Consider the following 15,822-nt stretch of genomic DNA (forward strand, 5'->3'; position numbering starts at 1 on the left):
CGTGCGCCCCGGCTGCCCCGCATGGCAGTGTCGGCGCGAGTGCCGAGCGTCGTCTGATCAGACCTGTCCAATTGGGAGAAATACCGTGAGCCGATCTGCACGTTTCAGGGAGTTGCTGAAGTCACCGCCGTTCGTTTGCCTCGGCGCGCACGACGCCTTGACCGCGAAGCTCGCCGAACAGGCGGGCGCGAAAGCCATCTATGTGAGCGGCTTCGCGGCCTCCGGCATCCTCGCCGGCGAACCGGACGTCGGTCTGTTGACGCAGACGGAAATGTTCGAGCACATCCGCCGCATTTGCCGGGTCACCAAGGTGCCGGTGTTCGCCGACGCGGACACGGGCTACGGCGGCATTCTCGACGTCCAACGCACCATGCGGTTGTGGGAGGAAGCGGGTGCTTCGGTCCTCCATCTCGAAGACCAGGCGGTGCCGAAAAAATGCGGGCACTTCGCGGGCAAGCAGGTGATTCCCAAAGAAGAGATGCAGGCGAAACTGCGGGCCATGCTGGCCGCGCGTAGCGATCCGGATTTCTTCGTGGTGGCGCGAACCGATGCAATCGCCGTCACGGGACTCGACGATGCGATCGAGCGGCTCACGGCCTACGCCGAAGCCGGCGCCGACGGTCTGTATGCGGACGCACCGGAGAGTGTCGAGCAGATGCAGGAGTTGGTGCGCAGACTGAAACCGCTCGGCAAGCCGATTCTCTTCAACATGGCGCGCACCGGGAAAAGCCCGTTTCTGACGCTGGACCAGGTCTACAAGATTGGCTTTGACTACACCCTTTGCCCGATCGAATCGATGCTCGCTACGCATAAAGCCGTCAAGGAGATGATGGAGATCTTCATGCGCGAGGGCTCGACCGACTCGGTTGCGGACCGCTTGACCTCGTTTTCTGACTTCAACCGCTTTGTCGGCCTGGACGCCGCAGTGGCCGAGGAGGCGTCGTTCAACGTGGCACCATCCGTCCCCGAGCTCAAGGTGGACGCTGCCTGAACGACATGCAGGGGCTGGACCGGCGCGTCACTCGCGAGCCTGCTGGCGCGTCGCCTGATGTTTGCCTAGCGCGGCGCCGAGTTCCTCGTCGGTCACGGCGGGCACGACGTTCATGGTCAGCAGGTCGCCCCATTCGAGCGTCAGCGCCGAGAGACCGCGCGAATCGTTGGTCTCGACGATGGCCACCCCACGCAGTCCGCCAATCGCATGCCAGCGTCCCAGCATCGTGACGCCCTCCGGCAGCTTGCCGCCCGTTTTCATGAAGCGCTCGATCACCGCATTCTCGGCTGTCGGCTGACCCTTCCATTCCACCAGGAATTTCATTGCGTCTCTCCTATCGGATTGAGTGATGCCATCGGCGAACGCCGACGAAGCGCCGTGTGCGGACATTCATCAGGCGGATCGAGCGCGCGCGATGTAGCGCTGTGCGGCTCGTTCATGCCCGATTTCCAATTGCGCGTTACTCGAGCGTCCTACAAGTAGGTTCTCTGAACGCGGACGTCGGGCTGGACATGATCGAACTCACCGAAATGGCACACGATTCTCGTCGATGCCGTTATCACGCCAATGCAAACCGGCGCTTAGCCGTGCGGCGCTTTACGTTCTATGGCCGCCTTGACGATGGCCTCGTGCGCCGCGGGAAAGCCGGGCGGGTAGTCGACCACCCGCGCAGAAGCCGGCACCAGCGGCACGGCTACGCTCGAACGCGTTCCGATGCGAGCGCCGCCAACGATGGCGGCCATCGCCTGATGGTCCAGTTCGATGCTGTCGCTGAGGTCTTTGATGACGAGCTTGGCCATGACGGCTCCAGGATAAAAGTCGAGCGGCTGGCCGGTGCGAAGTTCCGGTCGCCGCTCTGTTCCGCTGTGCAATGTGCTGAGGTCTCCTCGCACTTTCAGTATAGGAAATCTACTCGCGGCTCGCCTGGCCGTTACGCGCAGACGGCGATAGCGAAGCCCCCCGGCCCTCGCTATCGCGCGCCGCCTTCATACGATGGCCGTGTTGGTGGCCCACAGCGAAGGACTGACGTCCAGGTGCAGCGGCACGAAACCCGCCCCGATCACGCCGACATTGTTGAGTGCGGCGACGTTCACGTATTGCATCTGGCTGAGGTTCTGGTTCACCGAGACGTTGACGTTGGCGATGCCGCTGAGGCCGGCGACGGAAGGCAAGCCTGGCACGCTGCTACCGGTGCCGCCGACCACCGCCGACATGGCGCGGCGGTCGAGCTCGCGGGTGCCGGACAGATCGCGAATCATGAGGGATGACATGGTGATTCTCCAAAGGTGCGCGGAAGACAGGCGTGATCGGCGCGAGGCGGCGAAGTGTTCCCGCAGCACGGGCCCTTCGCCTCGCCCAGCATCACGCGTGGATGTTGTTGCTGGTCGAGATGCAGGGTGCGATGTTCGTGTTGAGGCAGCTGGCGAACGCGACGTTGTTCGCGTTGGCGTTGTCCACGTTCAGCGTGTTGCTGATCAATTGCGTGGCACCGATATTCTTGCTGTTGTCCGGCGCATAGACCGGGCTGAAGTTGTAGTACGAGCTCGATGGGCCGTAGCCGCCGCGCACGGCGCTCATGGACTTGCTGTCGAGTTGTTCGGCGATGGACAGATCTTTGATGGTCAGCGTGTTCATGGTCAATCTCCTGGAGGAAAACATCACGGTTTTGCGGTTGGGTTCGAGCAACTTGTCTGCTCGAGTGTCACTAACGCATGGGCTGTGCCAGTTTTATTCAAGCTTCCTAACAAAATTGTCGAACGCTTGCTGAGTAAGGCTTTCCAGAAGCTGCATGAGACCGGCCGCGGCCTGTGCTCAGATGAAGACGATTCGCGACTGACGGCGCTCACCCGACACGCCGACGCAAAGCGTTGGATGCTGCACGACACTGCTGCGCAGTGCATGCAGCGGGCCAATCCTGGTTTGCGAAAGCCGGGACCTGGAGCTAGTATCGAAACGGCACATGTAACTGGTTACGACAGGTTTTCCATCAGCCGGACAGGCCTTGGGCGCATGCGGCCCGGCCCAACGGCAGCGGCGGCGCTTCGCACACATGGCTAGCTTTGCGCGTGTGATTCACGACTATCAGAACGGCGAGCTGTCCCGTGACGAGCTCGTCGCTCAACTCGACAGCACGTTGACGACCGAAGGTCTCGGTCCCACGCAGCTGCTGGAAATGCTCGGGTCCGCGCATCGCAAGATGCCCCTGCCCGACGAGCTTTACGTCGAAGTACGGCGGCGCATTGAACAGCTGCGCGTCTCGAACGTGGCGGCGGGCGGCGAAGAAACCGGTATTCAGACCACCATCGAGATTCCATCGCTGCGGGGCGCAGGCCGCGACAGTTCCGCTAGCGCGGCCAACGCGGGAATGGCTGGCGTGCCGCCACACGACCAGATCAAAGGCACCGGGGACACGTTGAACAACCGCTTCGTGCTCGAAGAATGTCTTGGCGTCGGCGGAATGGGCACGGTGTACAAGGCGCTCGATCTGCGCAAGCTGGAAGCGTCGGATCGCAAGCCGTATCTCGCGATCAAGGTCCTCAACGTCCAGTTTCGCGGCAATCCGAACTCGCTCGTTGCGTTGCAGCGCGAGGCGCGCAAGGCGCAGGTGCTCGCCCACCGCAACATCATCACGGTGTACGACTTCGATCGCGACGGCCCGATCGTCTATCTGACGATGGAATATCTGAGCGGCAAACCGCTTAGCCAGTTACTACGCACGCCGGGCTATCAGGGCATGCCGGTGCGCGCGGCGCTGCCCATCGTGCGCGGCATGTGTAGCGCACTCGCGTACGCGCACGAGCGCGGTTTCGTCCACTGCGATTTCAAGCCCGCCAACGTGTTTCTGACGACGAATGCCGAAGTGAAGGTGATCGACTTCGGCATCGCGCGTGTATTTCAGCGGCCGGAAGAGGAGAGCGATGCTACGGTGTTCGATCCCGGCAGCCTCGGCGCGTTGACGCCGGCGTATGCGAGCCCCGAGATGATCGAGCACCGCGAGCCGGACCCGCGCGACGATATCTACGCGCTGGGTTGCATCACCTACGAGTTGTTGACCGGCCATCATCCATTCGACCGGCTCTCCGCCACGCAAGCCCGCAATGCCGATTTCAAGCCGCAGCGGCCGGCCAATCTCGACGCGAAACAGTGGCGCGCGCTACGTGCCACGCTCTCGTTCGATCGGCAGACGCGCATGCCGAGCGTAGTGCGCTTCATTGCCGAGTTCGATAACGAAGCGCGCGCGGAGAAATCGGGGACGCTCGTCAAGGCAGGTTTCGCGGGCTTCGCGGTGGTGTGCGCCGCGGCGGTCGGGGTATTCGCGTTGCGTTCCGGGCCGAGCCGGCAGAATGCGGCGTCGCAAGATGTGGATGGATCTAAAGTGGTGGTGGCGCAGGAGGCTTCTTCGCCGGAAAGTAGTGCGGTGGCGCCGACGATGGCGCCGTCAGCCGCCGTGCCTGTAGCCCCGTCTGCTGCAACACCGGTTGCACCGCCTGCCGCGCCGCCGGCGCCCAGGCCTGCTCTCACGCTTGCCGCCGTGACCCCGTTGCTCGCGCAAGTCCCCTGTTCGGCGCTGGCCGCTTCGACGCAGGATCATTCGTTGACAGTGCGCGGCTATGTCTCGCAACGCTACGGTGCCGCGCGCCTGAAGAATGCGCTCGCGGCGTTGCCGGGTGTAGACGCGCTGACGCTCGAAGTCGAGCCGCTGGCGGACGACAAGTGCGACACCATCAAGGCACTTGCACCTTACTGGACTCACAACTGGCAAGCCGGGCACGTCGCCGCCCTGAACGTGCGGCCGCCCGGCGGTCAACTGAGCGAGGGCGACCCGCTCGTGGTGGACGTGACCACGCCGGGCTACGACTCATACGTGAACCTCGACTATTACCAGCTCGACGGCAGCGTGGTGCACATGGTGCCGAGTCCACGCGCCAAAGACAATCAGGCGCCGCCGCACTATTCAGCGACTATCGGCAGCGCGGGAGACTGGACCATTTCGAAGCCGTTCGGCTCGGAGATGGTGGTGCTGCTGATTACCCCGGTTGCACTATTCGACAAGCCGCGGCCGGAAAGCGAATCGCGCGCCGACTATCTGCACGCGCTGGAAGCGCGCCTTGCGCAGATCGGCGGAAAATATGGCCGCGATCATATCGTCGCCGATTTCGCACCGATCACGACGAAGCCGCATTCGCCGTAACGCCCGTCACTTGAGGTCTTTGGCCACGCGCAAGCCGTCTTGCGACTGACGCACGCCCGCGCTGTATTTGAAGCGTGTTGCGCTGAGCATGTAGTTGCCGGCTTCGCGCCACGAGCCTCCGCGAATCACCCGCATTTCGCAGCCAGGGCTATCCCATGCAATGCCGTCGGCGGGGGCGCCTTGATAGGAGTTGTGCCAGCAGTCGGCGGTCCATTCCCAGACCCCGCCGTTCATGTCGTACAGGCCGAGCGGGTTCGGTGCGAATGAGCCGACGGTTTCCGGCCCTTCCTTGTGCCACGGGTCGCCGCAGTCCTTGCAGTTGGCGCTGCCTTTACGCATCTGGTCGCCCCACCAGTAGGTCGTCGTGGTGCCGCCTCGGTCTGCGTATTCCCACTCTGCCTCGGTCGGCAAGCGGTAGGGTTTGCCGGTGGTTTTCGCGAGCCACTTGACGTATTGCTGTGCGTCGTCCCAACTCAGGTCGCGCGCCGGTGCGGCTTTGTTGGTGTTGCTCTCGGGCGTGAGCTTCTGGCAAGCGCTCGCGGCTACGCAGGCGTTCCACTGCTCGACTGTCACCGGGTATTTGCCGATCGCAAACGACGAGGCGATCGTCACACGATGCACAGGCTTTTCGGAGGGATCGTCGGTGTTGGTGCCCATGGAGAATGCACCGGCGGCCACCGCGATCATGACCGGGCAGGTCGGGCAGTCGCGGCTTTCGCCGGCCACGGGTGCATGCGCAACGGGTTTCGGTGCGACTGCAACGGCCGGCGCCGCCGCAGACGGCATAGCGTTCGTCGCCGCTGTGGCAGGCGGCGTATGCGCATGTTCCTGTGTTGCGGCAGCGGGCGACGTCGGTTTGGCGGCGGCCTGAGGTGCGGGTACAACGGCCGGCGCTGCGGCTGCAGGCGCAGGTGCACTCGACGCTGCAGCCGCGCGCAAGCGATCGATTCGCGCATGCGCCAGCGTGGCGAAGCGTCCGTTTGGGTAAGCCTTCAGATAAGCCTCGTAATCGGCCGGGTAGTTGCTGTCCTTGATCGAATTCCAAAAAGTGATTTCATACTGTTCGCTGCTGTCTTTCGGCAGGATGCCTCTACTGTGCAACTCGACTGCGTGATCCATCTGCGAGTCGGACGAGAGTAGGGTGGCGGCATTTGAAGCGATGCGAAAAGACGGCGGCAGCGTCGAAGCGAGCCAAGGCGTTTGTTCGCCGCGCGTGGCGTCATGAACCGAGGTGGCAATACGCTGGAAGAGAACCGGCAGCATTTGATCCGGATCGTCGTGTAGCGCGCTGAGCCAGGCATTCGTGTAAACGCCATGACGTATCCCGTCCGCTGCAAAATCGCCCGGCGCGGTGGCGTATGCGACGGCGGTGTTGGCCGGTAACGTTGCCGGGTCGATCGTTGCGCCTGCAGCAAAGGGATTGTTCAGACAGCTATCGAGTATCAGCAGATTGAGTTGCTGCTCGCGCGGCTCACGCATGGCCTGCAACACCGCATCCAGATCGATGCTGCTTCGGGCCAATTGACCCGGAGAATTCGTATCGAGTCCAACCGGAACGAGCAATGTATGCCGTCCGACCTGCATGCCGTGCCCGGCAAAATAAAAGACACCGATACCGCCCTTGCGCAGATGCTCGCGGAATTCGCCGATAGCCTGCTGCATTTGCCGCGGCGTCGCGTTCGTTCGCATGATGACGTCGAACCCGAGCGAACGGAGCGCGTCGCTCATGGACTGTGCGTCGCGCGGCGCGTTCTCGCGCACGAGGGCCGCCTGATTGTCGTACGCGCCATTGCCGATCACTAGCGCTACGCGTGGAGGCGATGCATTGCCTCGTTGCGTCGCGGCATCGGCACTACCCCAGTGCGCCAGCAATGCCCCGGTCATGCAGACCAGCAGGTATATTCGCCACATCTTCACATCCTGTTTGTTCCGGACAGAACATAGGCAATCGAGGACCAGGACATACGCGGCGGTTGCCGGAGTACATCGCACGAATCATCGACGCCGCTATCGACCATCCATCTGCAACCTGTTAATAACGATAGCACGCGCATTGCGCGTCATAGCGGTCCGCGTGTCTCCAATGCGGTATACGGTTAACGAGTGTGGCGTATCTTTTTGGCAAGTTACGACCTAAGCTCATTCACAAACTCATTCATAAAGTAGCGCGGCATGGTCGTTTTAACTAGGCGGCCGTTCCATCACACGTGCGCCCGCGGCTATTCACTGGAACGCCTCGCTGGCTTTACGCAGCCGAGGTAGCCACGACCCCTCTTCGGGAGAGTGCGTTATGCGCAGAACCGTCACCCCCGGTGTTCCCCATTCAACTCACGATGCGAGCAGGCGTCGAGCCATGCGTTGCGCGACCGGATGCGCAGTGTTGCTGGTCGGGTTCGGCGGCGGACTACTCTCCGCCGCCGCGTTGGCCGAGCAGACCGCTTCGCCGCCGGGCGCCGAGGAATACATCATCTGGCCGCCCGACGGCGCGGTGATTCATGGCGGCAAACTATGGGTGCGCATGGGACTGCGCAACATGGGGGTCTGTCCCAAGGGCGTCGTGTTTCCCAACACTGGGCATCATCATCTGTTGATCGACACGGATCTGCCGCCGCTCGATCAGGAGATTCCGTCCGATCGAAATCACCTGCATTTCGGTGCGGGCGAGACCGACGCACGGATCGAGTTGCCGCCGGGCAAGCACACGCTGCAACTGCTCCTCGGCGATCACAACCACGTGCCGCACAATCCGCCCGTGTACTCGAAAAAGATCACCATCACCGTGCAGAAAGACTAGCGCGTTCCGTTCGTTAGCGAGCGGGCCCGTCAGGACGGAGAGACCTTCATGTACAAGATCATCGCAGTCGCGGCGCTCGTGACATCGGCAGTATTCGCCGCGCCGGGTTCCGCCATCGCCGGCACGACTCCGGCACCAGCGGGCGCTTATGCCTATATCGGTTATCCCAACGACGGCCAGGTCGTCGCGGCCAACAAGCCCTTTCGCGTGTGGTTCGGCTTGCGCTACATGGGCGTAGCGCCCAAGGGCGTCAAGTTTCCCAATACCGGCCACCATCATCTGCTGATCGATACCGACCTGCCGCCAATGGACCAGGAAATTCCGTCGGATCGTAATCACCTGCATTTCGGTGCGGGAGAAACTGAAACGACGATCCAACTGCCGCCCGGCAAGCACACGCTGCAACTGTTAATGGGCGACGACATGCACATCCCGCACAATCCGCCGGTCTACTCGAAGAAGATCACGGTCATCGCGCGATAACGGCACGTCGCGCCGCTTTCTCTCGCCGAAGTGGCGTGGCGCCCAACAATCTCTCTTCGATCTGTTGGTCGCCGACCATCATCCTGACGCCGCCGTATCGTGCTCATGCGAAGGCGCCTCACCATTGCATATCCCCGTAACCCTATATCTACGGCACTTCGATAAATTATTCAGGACCGTGAAGAAAAACTGGCACAGCCCATGCATTAGTGACACTCGAGCAGACAAGTTGCTCGAACCCAACCGCAAGACTGTGATTTTTTCTTCCAGGAGATTGACCATGAACACGCTGACCATCAAAGACCTGTCCATCGCCGAACAACTCGACAGCAAGGCCATGAGCGCCGTACGCGGCGGTACCGGTTACGGCTACGGCTGCGGCCCGTCGTCCTCGTACTTCAACTTTGCGCCGGTGTGCGCGCCGAACAACAGCAAGACGATCGACGCCACCCAGCTGATCAGCACGACGATGAACATCCAGAACGCCAACGGCAACAATGCAGCATTCGTTTCCGGCGTCACGACCAACATCGACCCGCACGTGAGCGCGAGCAACAACATCTACGCCTGAGCGATGCCGGGCAGTGCGGAGGTCTGCGGACCTTCGCACTGCGGTCGCTCCTCAAAAAGCCTTCACACTCAATCGTTCTTTTCACGCGACCCCGCCTCACCGCCCGATCTCCGCGCCGACCATTCCGCCCTGCCCGATGTTGAAGCCGGGCAACCGATGCTCGACTTTCCCGGCGCATTTCCCTCGTGCAGCGAAACGGGTGTCATCGGAGACCATCGTGTCAGCGTTGCTTGATTCTTTGGGTAATCAGCGCTTTTTCTCAGCATCGACGCGGTGCCACATGACACGTCGGCCACTTCAAGCAGCGCGTGCGCTATGCGTAGCCACCGCATGCATGCTCCTGCTGAATGCTTGCGATGTCACGATGCCCGCCTACAAGCGGCCCGACACGCCGGAGAAAACCGCCTGGTCGGATCGGAAGGGCGCGCCCGTATCGGCCGCCGCGACGATCGAGCCGGATTGGTGGAAGGGCTTTCGCGATCCGTATCTGGATACGTTGATTGCTAAAGCGATCGCCGGCAACTTCGATATCAAGGTGCTCGCCGCACGCATCGATGTCGCCGGCACGCAGATCAGCGAAGCCAAAGCAGGTGCGCTGCCGACCATGGATCTCGGCGCAGGCGCCGATTTCGAAAAAACCACGGGGCAGACGTTCTCCAGGCAGTACAACGTTGCGACCCAGGTGAACTGGGATATCGACATCTGGGGCAAGGTGGAAAAGGGCGTGCAGGCGCAGAAAGCGGAATTCCACGCCAGCGAGGCCGATTGGCGCGCGGGCTACCTGGAACTGGTGGCGAACGTGTCCAGCACCTATTTCCAGATTCTGCAGTTCGACGACCAGATCGATCAGCAGCAGAAAACACTGGTGACGAATAAACAGATCCTCACGATCTACGACGGCCAGCGGCGCAGCGGCCTCGTGCCGCAAACGCAGGTGTTGCGCCAGCAAGCGGAGATCAACCGCCTGACGAACCAGTTACTCGAACTGCGCCGCTCGCGCGACCTCGCCAACAATGCGCTGTGCACGTTAATCGGCGTGCCGGCCGGCGAATTCCAGTTGCCCAGAGGACATTTGCAGCAACGCGTGCAATTGCCGGACGTGCCGGACGGCTTGCCGGCGCAACTCCTCGCGCGGCGTCCCGACGTGGTCGCCGCGGAGTTCCGCGTGCTGGAAGCGTACGACCTCGTCGGCCAGGCCAAGCTCGCGCAGTTGCCGAGCATCAGCCTCACGGGCCATGGCGGCACGGCCAGTTTCGCGCTCACGGACCTGCTGAAATCGTTCACTTACGGTTTCATGCCCAGCATCAACATTCCGTTGCTCGATCCCGGCGTGCGCGCGCATGTGAAGGTCACCAAGGCGCAATCGACCGTAGCCGAGCAGCAATACCGTGTGGCCGTGATGGGCGCTTTCGAGGAAGTGGAGAATGCGCTGGTCAATCTGAATTCGCACAAGGCGCAACGCGTGGAATTGCAACAGGAAGTGGGGCGTCTGCAAATCGTGGCCGATCAGATCCAGTCGCAATTGCGTCTCGGCGTGGTCTCGCAACTGGAGGTCTTCGAAACCGAGCGGACATTGCTGGATGCGCAGCAGACGTTACTCGCCAATCATCAACTGATTTTGTCCGACACCGTGCTGCTCTATAAGGCGCTTGGCGGCGGCTGGCCGAGTGTCGATGTAGAAGCTCAAGTAAAGGAACATTGAGCTAATCCGCACAGGTGGCGCACGGCGCGGGTATTTCGGCTGTATATGACGCGTTTCTCGCCCTCGTAACCGACGATCTGGAAATTGACACTTGCCATGTGTGACTTACAATTCTTAAGGGCTCAGCTTTCGTCCGGCGCACTCGAACCACGTCTTGCCGCCATAGCCTTTCGTCCCGTGTCCGCTGCGCTTTTGTCGCAACGGGTAAACGCTTAGTGATCCAGATAAAATGGCCACCGGCGAAGTTCCGATTGCTGAAATGCGCGCCACAGTAGACGCCGCCCTCGACGTGGTGTTGTCGCCGGTCGCGTCCGGGCAACGCATTGCGCTCGACACGATCCGGATCGTCGATAACCTGTTCGCCATCGGGCGCAGCGAGGCGCCGTTCACGGATTATCCCGCTGAGCGCATCGCGCGCTTGTCGCGCCGCCATGCGCGCATCTTCACCGAGCACGGCGCGGTCTACGTGGCCGACCTTGGTAGCAAGAACGGCACGACGGTGAACGGTGTCGCCGTGCGGCAAACGCCGGCCCGAGTGCGCGCGGGCGACGAGGTGTGTTTCGGCGGCGAACTCTGCTATCGCGTGAGCGTCGAACCGCGCGCGCGCATCGTGGCGGCCGCCGGCGTGTCGCCTATGCAGGCCCTGTTGCTGGTGCCGCAACGCGACGACCTTGGCCTGCAGCCGATCGAGGTGAGTGCGTTCCCGTTTCTCGTCAGCAAGGCCGACGAAATTTTCTCGCGCTACAAGGACCGCTACCCGCACCAGGTCAATTACATCTCGCGACGTCATGCGCACATTTTTCTGAAGGGCGGCGAGCTTTACGTCGAAGATCTCGGCAGTACCAACGGCACATTCGTCGGCGGAAAGCGTCTCGACGAATCCGCGCTTCCGCTCGCGGACGGCGACTTCGTTGCATTTGGCGGAGACCACTTCGTCTACAGGGTGACGCTGCAAAGCCCACCCGAAGTCGAGCCGACTGTGACCCAGCTATTCCTCAAGCCCGCCGTCGACGTCGACGTGGACCCGGATAAAACGACTTTCGTCGGCGCCGCGCATTCGTTCCTCGATATCTTTTGTGTGGACCCGGCGCTGCAACGCGAAGACGAAGTCAACGAGGCAGCGCAACCTGGTTCGACGCAGACGAAGCGCGGCCCGCTCGCCGCGACGGTCAAAGGGACGGGCGGCGCGCACGTCGCGCATAGCGCGGCCAGCGGCCACGGCGCGCCGGGCATGGGTGACACGAACGGTACAGGCGGAAAAACCGGTACGCAGGACGCCGGCAGCATGCGCGCGACAAAGAGCGGTGCGCACCGTTGGCGCCTGCTCGCCGGTGAACTCGGCAAGGCGTTCGCGGGCAACGACACAGTGGATATCAAACGCATCGCTGGGTGGGGTGGCGCCGCGCTCGTCGTGCTGGTGGCCATCGTCGTCACGCTCTATTGGCGCGGCGCATCGGAGCGAGAGGTGAAGAACCTGCTGGCCAGCGGCGATTACACGAGCGCGGTCACGGCGGCAAAAAGCTATCTGGCAAGTCATCCCGCCGACACGAAAATCCGCTCGCTCGCGAGCGAAGCGCTGTTGAAGGCGAAGCTGCCTGGCTGGTTGAATACGTTGGAAAAGGCGCAGTTCGACGACGCCGACGCGCAACTCAAGGACATGCGTTCGTTGAGCGCGAACAACGCGGACGCAATGGCGCTCGTCGGCGAATTGCAATGGGTCGGCGATCTGGAACGTTTCGTGGCGACGCGCGGCGGTGTCGATGCGCCGATCCGGATGTACCAGGACGAAGCGACCATCAACAATCTGCTGCAGCGCTGGGACGACGATCCCAAAGGTCACCAGCGTGCGCTCGATCGCATCGCGTCCTATGTGCCCGTGTTCTCCGAGCCCTATGCGCAGTCACTCAGCCATTTGCGCAAACTCGAAAGCGACGATTCGGTCTACGTGGCCGCCATCGACCGTCTGAACGGAACGATCCGCAGCGAACTGGCGCGTGACAAGCCCGACGCATTGCCGCCCGTGCTGGACGATTACGCGCAACGCTACCCACGCCTGGCAGGTCTGGACCGCGTGCGCGACGATTTGCGGCAGTACACCGCATTGTTAAACGCTGCACTCGGCCGCCAGTTGACACCCTTGCTCGCCTTGTTGAAATCCGTGCATTTCAGCACGCCGCCATTCCGGACGCAGTTCGAGGCACTGGCGGCAAACCGCTTGCCCTCCACGGACGTGATCGAGCGTCACGCGGCCGTGACGGCCGCCTGGCAACGTGGCGACACGCAGCAGGCGCTGGCCGGATTACAGGCCATGCCGCCGGGATCGTGGTCCGATGTGCTGGCCACGGAACTCGCGCACAAGAAAGCGCTGCTGGACCAGTACGCCGATCTCCAGAAAGCGCGCGGCAGCAAGGACGACGACCAGCGCCTGCTGTCGTTCTACGCCAGTCTGGATCCTGTGACCGACGTTTGGTTTGCACGGTCGATCCAGAAGGACGTCGCCGCGCTGCACGACAAAGCACTGGCGCGCGCGCAAGACCTGTTGCTGCGCGCGCAGAGTCTGTGGAAGCAATATCGGGCGGATGGTCCGATCGGCGGAACACAACGGCTCGAGGCCGGCATTTCGCCCGGATTCCGCAGCGAGGCACGTCTGTTGTCTGATGCGCAAACGGCGGCGCGCCAGGGTATGCGCATCTACACGCAACTCAAAGCCGACCATCCGGCCGACTTCGACCGGCTGCTCGCGGACATCGACGCCGAAGCCGATTTGCAGCGCCGCTCGCTCACCGAGTTGCGCATGGTGCTGGACCCCAACCTGTTGAAAGCGAAGCTGGCGTTGATCGGAGGCGAGCAGAGTGAAGCGCGACAGTCACCCTAAACCCTTGTCGGAAGCGCTGGAGGACCACAGCGTCGAAGGCATCTCGATTCTGACCGCCGAGCCGGTGCGGATCGCGCGTGCGCTGATCTGGGCCATGGTTGCGCTAGTGGTGGCCGGGTTGCTGTGGTCGTTCGTGGGGCGCGCGGACGTGATCGTCAGCGCGCAGGGGACGTTGTCACCGGAATCGGACGTGCGGCGCATTTATGCGCCGATCGACGGCGAGCTTGCCGACCTGTATATCGCAGAGGGGCAGCCGGTGTCGAAGGGCGATGTGCTGGCGCGACTGAACGCGCGCGGCGCAATCGAAGCGGCGAGCAACGCGCTACAGGCTCAACTCAAACTCGAAGATGCCGAGCGCGACTGGAAGCAGTTTCCCGAGAAGAAAGCGCTGATGGAACGCAAGGCCGCAGCGCTGAAAGCGCAGATGGAAGTGGAAGCGCGGCAACACGAAAATCGGGTGTCGGAAGGTACCAGCAAGCTTGCCGAGGGACAGAAAGCAGAACTCGACGAAGCGCGTAGCGTACTCGACAACGCCCGACGCACGCGCGCGGCGGCGGGGCAGGAGTTGGACCGCTACTCGAAATTATTCGCGCAGCCTGGCGGCGGCGGCATTGCCGAATTGCAGGTCGAACAGAAACGCACCGCTGCCATGGAGGCGGACAACGCCTACCGTGTCGCGCAATCGAAACTGGCGGAACTGGATTTCCGCTTGAGCCACGAATATGCGCAGGCGAATGCGCAACTCGAAACCAGCGGCCAGCAGACCACCGATCTTCAGCTTCAGTACGATTCGGCGGTGCGCGACATCACTGACGCCGAAGACAAACTGCGTCTGCAGTTGCAAACCGCGCGGTTGGTGGCCGAAGCCGCCGCACGCATTCGCTTCGAGAACATCGACAAGGACAATTTTCTGCTGATTCTCGCACCTGTCTCGGGCGTGATCACCGACGTTACATCGACGCAGCGCGGCGACAAGATTCAGGCAAACGCGCCGCTCGGCGGTATTGCGCCGAAAGACGCACGCCCCGTGCTGAAGATTGAAATCGCCGAACACGACCGTGCTTTTCTGCACGAGGGCTTGCCGGTCAAACTCAAGTTCAACGCGTTTCCCTATCAGCGCTACGGGTTGATCAGCGGCACGCTCGCCTATATTTCACCGGCAACCAAACCGTCGGCGCAGGACAAGCAACCGGTCTACGAGGGCCGCGTCGTGCTCGACAAGAACTACTACCAGATCGCCGATACGCGCTACCCGTTGCGCTACGGCATGACGGCCAATGCGGAAATCGTCGTGCGCGAACGACGCCTGATCGACCTGGGTCTCGATCCGTTCCGCCAGGTAGCGGGTTAGCGGTGGGCTTGCGCGTGCGGCTCACGTAACAACGAAAGGAGCGGATGAGATGACCGCGATTGTGCGTATCGATGATGAAGTCGTGGATGTGGGCGAGTTCGTTCGTCTTCTGAAATTGACCGGCCAGTTCGAAAGCCTGATCGAGCAAATCGTGCGCGACAAGCTAACGGTCCATGCGGCAAAAAAACAGGGCCTCGCCGTCACTGCCGACGAGATCCAGCAGCGCGCGGATCAGTTTCGTCGGGTGCGCGGGTTGCATCGCGCGACGGATATGAATCAGTATCTCGACGCGCTCAATGTGAGTCTCGATGAATTCGAGGCATTTATCACCGACGGGTTGTACCAGGAAAAGATGCTCGACGAGGTTGGCAACGAGGCTGCGATCCACGACTACTTCGCGCTCAATTCGCCGAAGTTCGACGCGCTCGAGGTGAGTCACATCGTGCTCGATAGCGAGGGCAAGGCGAAGGAAATGATTTCCTATCTGCACGACGACCCCGGGAGTTTTGTCGAGATGGCGCGCGAACACTCCATCGCGGATACGCGCGAAGCGGGCGGCGTGATCGGCAAGGTGTTGCGCGGTTCGTTGAAGCCCGATATCGAGGCCAAGATTTTCAACGCGGCGGTGGGGGATTTGCTGGGGCCGTTTCCATCGGCGGATCGCTCGTGCTTTGAGATTTTTGCCGTGACCGCGAAATATCCCGCGACGCTCGACGCCGATGTGGCGGCCGAAGTGCGCCGACTATTGCGCGAAAGTTGGCTCATCGCACGCGCCCAGGAGCATGTGATCGAAGCGCGTTAGCCCGTACGCCGCGCAGCGTCGAACGCAGCGCCCACGCAAAGAGATGTCGCAAGGAGGTCCG

Annotated in this window: 14 protein-coding genes; 9 read left to right on the top strand and 5 right to left on the bottom strand. The window is 62.1% G+C overall.

What is annotated here, in order from left to right:
* Positions 1-85: 85 nt before the first annotated feature.
* The gene (locus FQ705_RS09010; RefSeq protein WP_144139860.1) at positions 86-991 is read left to right on the top strand and encodes an oxaloacetate decarboxylase; all 906 of its coding nucleotides are present in this window, start codon (positions 86-88) and stop codon (positions 989-991) included.
* A gap of 27 nt (positions 992-1,018) precedes the next feature.
* On the opposite strand, the gene FQ705_RS09015 is transcribed toward FQ705_RS09010, so the two are convergent.
* The 4 genes from FQ705_RS09015 to FQ705_RS09030 form a co-directional block, all read right to left on the bottom strand.
* The gene (locus FQ705_RS09015) at positions 1,019-1,315 is read right to left on the bottom strand and encodes a DUF3303 domain-containing protein (RefSeq protein ID WP_144139863.1); all 297 of its coding nucleotides are present in this window, start codon (positions 1,313-1,315) and stop codon (positions 1,019-1,021) included.
* Positions 1,316-1,572: 257 nt separating this feature from the next.
* Positions 1,573-1,791, bottom strand: coding sequence for a hypothetical protein (locus FQ705_RS09020; RefSeq protein ID WP_144139866.1), 219 nt, complete (start codon positions 1,789-1,791; stop codon positions 1,573-1,575).
* A gap of 186 nt (positions 1,792-1,977) precedes the next feature.
* Positions 1,978-2,262, bottom strand: a complete 285-nt coding sequence (locus FQ705_RS09025) for a hypothetical protein (RefSeq protein ID WP_144139870.1) — start codon at positions 2,260-2,262, stop codon at positions 1,978-1,980.
* Positions 2,263-2,353: 91 nt separating this feature from the next.
* Positions 2,354-2,626 carry a hypothetical protein gene (locus FQ705_RS09030; protein ID WP_144139873.1) on the bottom strand — a complete coding sequence of 91 codons (273 nt, stop codon included), beginning with the start codon at positions 2,624-2,626 and terminating at the stop codon, positions 2,354-2,356.
* Between the two features lie 415 nt (positions 2,627-3,041).
* Here FQ705_RS09030 and FQ705_RS09035 point away from each other — a divergent pair, with 415 nt between their 5' ends.
* The gene (locus FQ705_RS09035) at positions 3,042-5,183 is read left to right on the top strand and encodes a serine/threonine protein kinase (RefSeq protein WP_144139876.1); all 2,142 of its coding nucleotides are present in this window, start codon (positions 3,042-3,044) and stop codon (positions 5,181-5,183) included.
* 6 nt (positions 5,184-5,189) lie between these two features.
* Here FQ705_RS09035 and FQ705_RS09040 read toward each other — a convergent pair whose 3' ends face one another.
* Positions 5,190-7,094 carry an SUMF1/EgtB/PvdO family nonheme iron enzyme gene (locus tag FQ705_RS09040; RefSeq protein WP_144139879.1) on the bottom strand — a complete coding sequence of 635 codons (1,905 nt, stop codon included), beginning with the start codon at positions 7,092-7,094 and terminating at the stop codon, positions 5,190-5,192.
* A gap of 379 nt (positions 7,095-7,473) precedes the next feature.
* Between FQ705_RS09040 and FQ705_RS09045 the strand changes: the two genes are divergently transcribed.
* The 7 genes from FQ705_RS09045 (at position 7,474) to FQ705_RS09075 (ending at position 15,761) form a co-directional block, all read left to right on the top strand.
* On the top strand, positions 7,474-7,977 hold the full coding sequence (locus FQ705_RS09045; protein WP_144139882.1) for a DUF4399 domain-containing protein: 504 nt from the start codon (positions 7,474-7,476) through the stop codon (positions 7,975-7,977).
* A gap of 48 nt (positions 7,978-8,025) precedes the next feature.
* Positions 8,026-8,460, top strand: a complete 435-nt coding sequence (locus FQ705_RS09050; protein ID WP_144139885.1) for a DUF4399 domain-containing protein — start codon at positions 8,026-8,028, stop codon at positions 8,458-8,460.
* Positions 8,461-8,740: 280 nt separating this feature from the next.
* Positions 8,741-9,031, top strand: coding sequence for a hypothetical protein (locus FQ705_RS09055; RefSeq protein ID WP_144139886.1), 291 nt, complete (start codon positions 8,741-8,743; stop codon positions 9,029-9,031).
* 334 nt (positions 9,032-9,365) lie between these two features.
* On the top strand, positions 9,366-10,733 hold the full coding sequence (locus FQ705_RS09060; RefSeq protein ID WP_260854424.1) for an efflux transporter outer membrane subunit: 1,368 nt from the start codon (positions 9,366-9,368) through the stop codon (positions 10,731-10,733).
* Positions 10,734-10,962: 229 nt separating this feature from the next.
* Positions 10,963-13,608, top strand: a complete 2,646-nt coding sequence (locus tag FQ705_RS09065) for an FHA domain-containing protein (RefSeq protein ID WP_144139892.1) — start codon at positions 10,963-10,965, stop codon at positions 13,606-13,608.
* Positions 13,586-14,959, top strand: a complete 1,374-nt coding sequence (locus tag FQ705_RS09070; protein ID WP_144139895.1) for an HlyD family efflux transporter periplasmic adaptor subunit — start codon at positions 13,586-13,588, stop codon at positions 14,957-14,959. The genes FQ705_RS09065 and FQ705_RS09070 overlap by 23 nt, the downstream gene beginning before the upstream one ends.
* Positions 14,960-15,008: 49 nt before the next feature.
* Positions 15,009-15,761 (top strand): peptidylprolyl isomerase, encoded by a 753-nt coding sequence (locus FQ705_RS09075; protein WP_144139898.1) that lies wholly within the window; start codon positions 15,009-15,011, stop codon positions 15,759-15,761.
* Positions 15,762-15,822 lie beyond the last annotated feature (61 nt).

The sequence above is a fragment of the Paraburkholderia sp. BCC1884 genome, from assembly GCF_900996225.1.
Classification (GTDB): Bacteria; Pseudomonadota; Gammaproteobacteria; order Burkholderiales; family Burkholderiaceae; genus Paraburkholderia.

What these genes read in the sequence shown, in the direction of transcription:
- FQ705_RS09015 (WP_144139863.1), bottom strand. Translation starts at nt 1,315, where the DNA reads ATGAAATTCCTGGTGGAATGGAAGGGTCAGCCGACAGCCGAGAATGCG.
- FQ705_RS09020 (WP_144139866.1), bottom strand. Translation starts at nt 1,791, where the DNA reads ATGGCCAAGCTCGTCATCAAAGACCTCAGCGACAGCATCGAACTGGAC.
- FQ705_RS09025 (WP_144139870.1), bottom strand. Translation starts at nt 2,262, where the DNA reads ATGTCATCCCTCATGATTCGCGATCTGTCCGGCACCCGCGAGCTCGAC.
- FQ705_RS09030 (WP_144139873.1), bottom strand. Translation starts at nt 2,626, where the DNA reads ATGAACACGCTGACCATCAAAGATCTGTCCATCGCCGAACAACTCGAC.
- FQ705_RS09035 (WP_144139876.1), top strand. Translation starts at nt 3,042, where the DNA reads ATGGCTAGCTTTGCGCGTGTGATTCACGACTATCAGAACGGCGAGCTG.
- FQ705_RS09040 (WP_144139879.1), bottom strand. Translation starts at nt 7,094, where the DNA reads ATGTGGCGAATATACCTGCTGGTCTGCATGACCGGGGCATTGCTGGCG.
- FQ705_RS09045 (WP_144139882.1), top strand. Translation starts at nt 7,474, where the DNA reads ATGCGCAGAACCGTCACCCCCGGTGTTCCCCATTCAACTCACGATGCG.
- FQ705_RS09050 (WP_144139885.1), top strand. Translation starts at nt 8,026, where the DNA reads ATGTACAAGATCATCGCAGTCGCGGCGCTCGTGACATCGGCAGTATTC.
- FQ705_RS09055 (WP_144139886.1), top strand. Translation starts at nt 8,741, where the DNA reads ATGAACACGCTGACCATCAAAGACCTGTCCATCGCCGAACAACTCGAC.
- FQ705_RS09060 (WP_260854424.1), top strand. Translation starts at nt 9,366, where the DNA reads ATGCTCCTGCTGAATGCTTGCGATGTCACGATGCCCGCCTACAAGCGG.
- FQ705_RS09065 (WP_144139892.1), top strand. Translation starts at nt 10,963, where the DNA reads ATGGCCACCGGCGAAGTTCCGATTGCTGAAATGCGCGCCACAGTAGAC.
- FQ705_RS09075 (WP_144139898.1), top strand. Translation starts at nt 15,009, where the DNA reads ATGACCGCGATTGTGCGTATCGATGATGAAGTCGTGGATGTGGGCGAG.